The following is a 2,026-nucleotide window of genomic DNA, read 5'->3' as shown; positions in this document are numbered from 1 at the left end:
CCATAAGTCTGCCCCCAGCGGAAATCATTCCGACGTCCGGCAAGCAGTTGCACCAGCGGCTTGGCATCCGGAGGCGCCAGTTCGGCGGCGCGATCGAGATGGCGCAGGCAGGCAAGCGGACGCGGCTCTAGCGTGCGGGCCGGCATGTCCCAGCCGATCCGGGCCACGGCATCGCGCATCAGGACATGATCCACGGTCGCAAGGTATGCGTGGAACCGGCCCAGCAGTTCATCGAATTTTGTCGTCACATCTTGCTCCGGACATGCATTGATGCACAGCCGCTCCGCAGGGGATCGGGTTGCGCGGCGGCATCATTGGTCTAGATTGGTGCGCGCGCAAAGCCAAAAACAACAGGCCAGCGAGCTAGCTGGCCAGCACACAGGGAGCACGCCATGGACGCCGCGGTCGATGCGAGCACCAGCCAATTCGAACTCAACGAGGAGCAGCGCGCCATCCAGGAGATGGCGCAGGCCTTCGCCGCCGACCGTGTCGCACCGAATGCGCTCGATTGGGACCGCATCAAGCATTTCCCGGCCGACGTGATCCGCGAGACCGGCCCGCTCGGGCTCGGCGGCATCTATATCAGGGACGATGTCGGTGGCTCGGCACTTGGCCGGCTCGACGCCGTGCTGATCTTTGAGGCGCTGTCGCACGCCGATCCGGCCTTTTCGTCCTTCATCTCGATCCACAACATGGTGGCCTCGATGATCGACCGTTTCGGCAATGACGAACAGCGCCAGCGCTTCCTGCCCAAGCTCACTTCGATGGAATGGCTGGCCAGCTACTGCCTGACCGAGCCAGGCTCCGGCTCCGACGCCGCGGCGCTCAAGACCCGTGCGGTGAAGAGCGGCGGCGACTATGTGCTCAACGGCACCAAACAGTTCATCTCCGGCGCCGGCGACAGCGATGTCTATGCCGTCATGGTGCGCACCGGCGCGGACGGGCCGAAAGGCATTTCCACCATCGTCGTGCCCAGAGATGCGCCGGGCCTCTCCTTTGGGGCAAACGAGTACAAGATGGGATGGCACATGCAGTCGACCCGCCAGGTCATCTTCGAGGATTGCAAGGTGCCGGCGGAGAACCTTCTGTCCGACGAAGGCGCTGGCTTCGGCATCGCCATGGCCGGGCTCGACGGCGGCCGGCTGAACATCGCCGCCTGTTCGCTGGGCGGCGCGCAGTCGGCGTTCGACAAGGCGCTGTCCTACACCGCCGAGCGCAAGGCTTTCGGCTCGAAGATCAATCAATTCCAGGCGCTGCAATTCAGGCTGGCCGACATGGAGACCGAGCTGCAGGCGGCGCGTATCTTCCTTTATGCCGCCGCCTCGAAGCTCGACCGCAAGGCGCCGGATGCCGGCAAATGGTCGGCGATGGCCAAGCGCTTCGTCACCGACACCGGCTTTAATGTCGCCAATGACGCACTGCAGCTGCTCGGCGGCTACGGCTACCTGCACGACTACGGCATCGAGAAACTGGTGCGGGACCTGCGCGTGCACCAGATCCTCGAAGGCACCAACGAGATCATGCGCGTCATCATCGCTCGCGCGCTGATTGGCCGTTGAAGCCAGCAACTCTGGGAGACAGACAATGACGACGATCGCCTTCATCGGCCTCGGCAATATGGGCAATCCAATGGCCGCCAATCTGGTCAAGGCCGGGCATGCGGTGAACGGTTTCGACCTCGTTCCGGAAAACCTCACCGTCGCCAAGGAACATGGCGTGACGATTATGGCGAATGCCTTGGCCGCGGTGAAGGATGCCGACGTGGTGATCACCATGCTGCCTGCAGGCAAGCATGTCCTCTCCGTCTACGAAGACATCGCGCCCAAGGCCAGGCAAGGCGCACTCTTTATCGATTCCTCGACCATCGACGTCGAGTCAGCCCGCAAAGCCCATGCCGTCGCCAGGAAGCACGGGCTGTCGTCGATCGATGCACCGGTCTCGGGCGGCACCGGGGGTGCCGCAGCCGGCACGCTGACCTTCATGGCGGGAGGCTCCGATGATGCCTTCGCTGCCGCCGAGCCGATCC

Annotated in this window: 2 protein-coding genes and 1 pseudogene; 2 read left to right on the top strand and 1 reads right to left on the bottom strand. The window is 63.9% G+C overall.

Annotated features, from left to right (window positions below; genetic code table 11):
* Positions 1-248, bottom strand: a pseudogene (locus tag EN925_RS33455) (transcriptional regulator); the annotation flags it as partial.
* 144 nt (positions 249-392) lie between these two features.
* On the opposite strand from EN925_RS33455, the gene EN925_RS33450 reads away from it, so the two are divergent.
* Together EN925_RS33450 and EN925_RS33445 are read left to right on the top strand one after the other, a co-directional pair.
* The gene (locus EN925_RS33450; protein ID WP_128337253.1) at positions 393-1,559 is read left to right on the top strand and encodes an isobutyryl-CoA dehydrogenase; all 1,167 of its coding nucleotides are present in this window, start codon (positions 393-395) and stop codon (positions 1,557-1,559) included.
* Between the two features lie 25 nt (positions 1,560-1,584).
* Positions 1,585-2,026 (top strand): prephenate dehydrogenase/arogenate dehydrogenase family protein (locus EN925_RS33445; RefSeq protein WP_128337252.1); only part of this gene is annotated, 442 nt, incomplete at its 3' end.

Source organism: Mesorhizobium sp. M7A.F.Ca.US.006.04.2.1, from assembly GCF_004022915.1.
Lineage (GTDB): Bacteria > Pseudomonadota > Alphaproteobacteria > Rhizobiales > Rhizobiaceae > Mesorhizobium > Mesorhizobium ciceri.
The sequence above is the reverse complement of the archived record's forward strand: the minus strand, read 5'-3'. Positions and strand labels throughout refer to the sequence as shown.

Excerpts from the sequence above, each read along its gene's own strand:
- EN925_RS33450 (WP_128337253.1), top strand. The coding sequence starts at position 393 with ATGGACGCCGCGGTCGATGCGAGCACCAGCCAATTCGAACTCAACGAG.